Consider the following 5,137-nt stretch of genomic DNA (forward strand, 5'->3'; position numbering starts at 1 on the left):
GTTCTCTCTCCCCGAATTCCTGAAGGGGATTAAGACGAAGATGGATTTTCGTTCGTCGCCGTCGTTCCGTTCTCTCTCCCCGAATTCCTGAAGGGGATTAAGACGCCATCAGCGTGCCCTCCTCTTGACGTCGGGGGTTCTCTCTCCCCGAATTCCTGAAGGGGATTAAGACCTGCGCGGGACTTTGAGCATATTACAGTGCCTAGTTCTCTCTCCCCGAATTCCTGAAGGGGATTAAGACCTTGCCTTCCTTCGTCCGGTCCCATGATGAAGAGTTCTCTCTCCCCGAATTCCTGAAGGGGATTAAGACGCGTTGTCGTCGTCCATTACCGTAGCGATCAGCGTTCTCTCTCCCCGAATTCCTGAAGGGGATTAAGACCCCTGAGGGGTTCCGTACTTGCGGGAAGTCGTTGTTCTCTCTCCCCGAATTCCTGAAGGGGATTAAGACGGGATAGTGGTCGGGGAAAGCTAGGTGATTCAGTTCTCTCTCCCCGAATTCCTGAAGGGGATTAAGACCTGTCTTAGCTTCTGTTGCGATGCGGAACCAAGTTCTCTCTCCCCGAATTCCTGAAGGGGATTAAGACGTATGCGTTAGCGGCTTCGGATGTGCTGAATCTGTTCTCTCTCCCCGAATTCCTGAAGGGGATTAAGACGCCAGCGCCAATTTCACCAGCAGCGTGACCATGGGGTTCTCTCTCCCCGAATTCCTGAAGGGGATTAAGACCAGAGCCGTTCGACGCTGAGAGCCTCGATGCGAGTTCTCTCTCCCCGAATTCCTGAAGGGGATTAAGACGTTTTGCTACTGCCGCTAGTAACGTCGGTGGAAGTTCTCTCTCCCCGAATTCCTGAAGGGGATTAAGACTCCATTTTTCGGCCCCTTTTCTATTCCATGAAGTTCTCTCTCCCCGAATTCCTGAAGGGGATTAAGACCGTACAGACCATTCTGCCAGCGAACAGCAACCTTGTTCTCTCTCCCCGAATTCCTGAAGGGGATTAAGACGCGTAGTCGGCCTCCAGCGGAAAGGCGTGGAGGTTCTCTCTCCCCGAATTCCTGAAGGGGATTAAGACTGTACACGGTGGGGCTTACTGAAGACATTCTTGTTCTCTCTCCCCGAATTCCTGAAGGGGATTAAGACTTCCTTGCCAAGTCTGACGGACAGCCGTCAACTGTTCTCTCTCCCCGAATTCCTGAAGGGGATTAAGACTGGACGCTTTCTTCCCGTTGATGAAAATTTCTCGTTCTCTCTCCCCGAATTCCTGAAGGGGATTAAGACATGTCTTCCTGTTCATCTTTTTTCCGCAGTTCGTTCTCTCTCCCCGAATTCCTGAAGGGGATTAAGACCGATCACCAAGGACACAGTGAGCGTTGCGTCTGGTTCTCTCTCCCCGAATTCCTGAAGGGGATTAAGACCGCTATCGCCGTAGATTAGGATTGCGTGACTACGTTCTCTCTCCCCGAATTCCTGAAGGGGATTAAGACAACGTACGGCTCTGCCGAAAACTCTGTATTGGGTTCTCTCTCCCCGAATTCCTGAAGGGGATTAAGACATCGGCGCGTCGAGCATGTGCCGCAGTTCGGAGTTCTCTCTCCCCGAATTCCTGAAGGGGATTAAGACGTCTTGAATCAAATCTTCCAGCTTGAACGTGAATGTTCTCTCTCCCCGAATTCCTGAAGGGGATTAAGACTGCCAACTCGACAGGAAGGGCCATCAGGTTGTGTTCTCTCTCCCCGAATTCCTGAAGGGGATTAAGACTTGCGCGCCATGACGCCTTGGCGTCGCGCGCTCGTTCTCTCTCCCCGAATTCCTGAAGGGGATTAAGACCTTGCGCGCCAGTTCGAATCCGCCGCGCGAGAAGTTCTCTCTCCCCGAATTCCTGAAGGGGATTAAGACCATACGTCGCCGCTGGGAAGACCGCGCCGAGGGGTTCTCTCTCCCCGAATTCCTGAAGGGGATTAAGACCGATCTCATACTCGGGCAGCAGGTCGCCATAGGTTCTCTCTCCCCGAATTCCTGAAGGGGATTAAGACTAACGTAGCATCCCACCTAAATTGCCCCGACCCTTGTTCTCTCTCCCCGAATTCCTGAAGGGGATTAAGACTGCGCGGGCTGACGCGCACACGGATGGACGGGGTTCTCTCTCCCCGAATTCCTGAAGGGGATTAAGACTTGTCTGCCCTACCCGAACCCGTAGCATACGTTCTCTCTCCCCGAATTCCTGAAGGGGATTAAGACCCAGGTCGGCACGTGGGAGAGCGTCGCCTTTGGTTCTCTCTCCCCGAATTCCTGAAGGGGATTAAGACTTCCCACGGAATTCCTTTGCTGTGTGCTCTTTGTTCTCTCTCCCCGAATTCCTGAAGGGGATTAAGACCAACTACATGCTGCTCGTAGGAAGATACTTCGGTTCTCTCTCCCCGAATTCCTGAAGGGGATTAAGACCTCTTGTGCCATTGCTTCGAGGTCGACATCTAGTTCTCTCTCCCCGAATTCCTGAAGGGGATTAAGACTGTGAAGCGCCTTGTCCCTGATCCGTTTTCCGTCGTTCTCTCTCCCCGAATTCCTGAAGGGGATTAAGACAAGCATCCGGCCAAACGTTGAGGGAAGATTCCCGTTCTCTCTCCCCGAATTCCTGAAGGGGATTAAGACGTGTTTGCCCGGTCGGCAGACTCGGTTGCTACAGTTCTCTCTCCCCGAATTCCTGAAGGGGATTAAGACACGAACACCTGCCCAGCCCATCTTTTGAGCTGGGTTCTCTCTCCCCGAATTCCTGAAGGGGATTAAGACATGAACACGAAACCCGCTCAGCCCTTCTCTCGGTTCTCTCTCCCCGAATTCCTGAAGGGGATTAAGACGAAGTGGCAGGTTTCGGACGGATCGGTCGTGGGTTCTCTCTCCCCGAATTCCTGAAGGGGATTAAGACCGGACCCATGAGCCATGGAGCACCGCCGATCATGTTCTCTCTCCCCGAATTCCTGAAGGGGATTAAGACCTCTCCGCGTTTGCTTTTGTCTGCGCATCATCAAGTTCTCTCTCCCCGAATTCCTGAAGGGGATTAAGACCAATTCCGTCGTTACTTCCTCATATGGGATTTGTTCTCTCTCCCCGAATTCCTGAAGGGGATTAAGACTTCTGACTCGTTGTGAAAGCAAAGGGTTTGTTGTTCTCTCTCCCCGAATTCCTGAAGGGGATTAAGACCTTCCCCCCAAACCTTGGTATTCTGCTTCCGCGTTCTCTCTCCCCGAATTCCTGAAGGGGATTAAGACTGGACCGCTTCCCAGAGCCATTGACTGGTTTTGGTTCTCTCTCCCCGAATTCCTGAAGGGGATTAAGACACTGCCTTGGGTACCCGATTACGCTTGGGCTTGGTTCTCTCTCCCCGAATTCCTGAAGGGGATTAAGACTACGCAGACCCACTCTTCTTGTCCTTTATTTAGTTCTCTCTCCCCGAATTCCTGAAGGGGATTAAGACTTTGTGCCAGAGCCGATAACCGCATCCCATTGCGTTCTCTCTCCCCGAATTCCTGAAGGGGATTAAGACCCCCGCGCCAGCTCGTGCGCCCGCAGGCTTTTGTTCTCTCTCCCCGAATTCCTGAAGGGGATTAAGACCGATGAATTTGTCCGGGCATTACATCTCGAATTGGTGTCGTTGCGTGCGGGGGTTGTGAGCCATGGTTCAGAAGAGTGACTTTCGGACGGTTGGGTTTTTCCGCAAGGTACGTGACGAGCAAACTGCAATGCTGGCTGGCAAGAGCCATGAAGAAATCATGTTGTTCTTTTCGCGTCTTGGTGAAGGTCCGCAGCCCAACGAGGCCTTCCAGCCGCCCCTCGCTGCCGCCCGGGCGGGTGACCTCGCTCTTTAGGCTCCAGAGCGATTCGGCGTTGTGCGGGGCCGAGCGCCGATCTCTTCTCTCCTCGACGATCTGAAGACTCCAGGCCGTCGCCGCGGGCTTCACGAGCCGCCAGAGGCCTTCCCGCTATCCGCGCCCAGGATGGGGCAGCAGCGCCCGGCTCCGTCGGCAGCTTCCACAGCCGTTTCGCGCGCGCTCCCGGCCGGCCCGGCAGCTTGGCAAGCTTGCCATTCGTGCGTGCCGCCGCTGCCTCTGGCAGACTCTCGAGCCATGGCACTCCTCGACCAACTCGTCGCCGAAGACACGCTGGCCCTGGCCTGGGCGCGGGTGCGTCGCAACGGCGGTGGCGCCGGCGTCGATGGCATCGGCCTCGACGAGTTTGGGCGCAATGCGCTGCTGCGACTGGGCCGGCTGCGCGACCAGGTGCGCGATGGCCGCTACCAGCCGGCGCCGCTGCTGCGCGTCGAGCTGCCGCGGGCGGGACGCGAGCCGCGGCAGCTTGCCGTCCCGGCCGTCGGCGATCGCGTGCTGCAGACCGCGGCGACGCTGGTGCTCGGGCCGATCCTCGACCGCCATTTCGAGGACGAGAGCTTCGCCTATCGCCCGCGTCGCTCGGTCCGCGATGCCGTCGCCCGCGTCGCCGAGCTGCGCGACCTCGGCCTGCCCTGCGTCGTCGACGCCGACATTGGCACCTTCTTCGACCGCATCCCGCATCGCCAGCTCGTCTCGCGGCTGGCGGCGCTGCTGCCCGACGGCAGCGTCCTGCCGCTCGTCCGGCAGTGGCTGGCGGCGCCGATCCGCACGGCAGACGGCGACCGGCGCTGCCGCCAGGGCGTGGCGCAGGGTTCGCCGCTGTCACCGCTGCTGGCGAACCTCTATCTCGACGGCTTCGACGAGGCGATCGCCGCCGAGGCCGACTGGCACCTGGTGCGCTACGCCGACGATTTCGTCATCGCCTGCCGCGACGTCGCCACCGCCGAACGGGCACTCGAGGCGGCAGCGCAGTGGCTGGCGGACGCCGGCCTCGAGATCAATTTCGAGAAGACGCGCATCGTCCTTTTCCGCGATGGCCTGAGTTTTCTCGGCGTGCATTTCGATGCGCAAGGCCAGCGTGCCGAGGATCCGGCGGCGACGCCCTGGCTGTTGCCGCCGCACCTGCGACCGGCCGGCGCTGCAGACGGGCCGCCCGCGACCGGGCTGCCGCGCGCGGCAGCGGAAGCAGTGCCGGCGTCGCTGCCGGAACCGGTGCCGGCGCCGGCACCGGCGAGGCACGCCGGGCACGGCGCGCGC

The 5,137-nt window shown here is 58.0% G+C and carries 2 protein-coding genes and 1 CRISPR repeat array; both genes read left to right on the top strand.

Annotated features, from left to right (window positions below; translation table 11 throughout):
• A CRISPR array of direct repeats spans nt 1–3,605; the repeat unit is 36 nt; unit sequence GTTCTCTCTCCCCGAATTCCTGAAGGGGATTAAGAC.
• 62 nt (nt 3,606–3,667) lie between these two features.
• Complete coding sequence (locus NFW30_RS09010; RefSeq protein WP_295351033.1) at nt 3,668–3,859, top strand: hypothetical protein; 192 nt, start codon at nt 3,668–3,670, stop codon at nt 3,857–3,859.
• Nucleotides 3,860–4,117: 258 nt separating this feature from the next.
• On the top strand, nt 4,118–5,137 hold a 1,020-nt coding region (locus tag NFW30_RS09015; RefSeq protein ID WP_295372013.1), incomplete at its 3' end, for a reverse transcriptase domain-containing protein.

The organism is Accumulibacter sp. (genome assembly GCF_023806635.1).
Taxonomy (GTDB): domain Bacteria; phylum Pseudomonadota; class Gammaproteobacteria; order Burkholderiales; family Rhodocyclaceae; genus Accumulibacter.

Coding starts and splice junctions, on each gene's coding strand:
- NFW30_RS09010 (WP_295351033.1), top strand. CDS start 3,668: ATGGTTCAGAAGAGTGACTTTCGGACGGTTGGGTTTTTCCGCAAGGTA.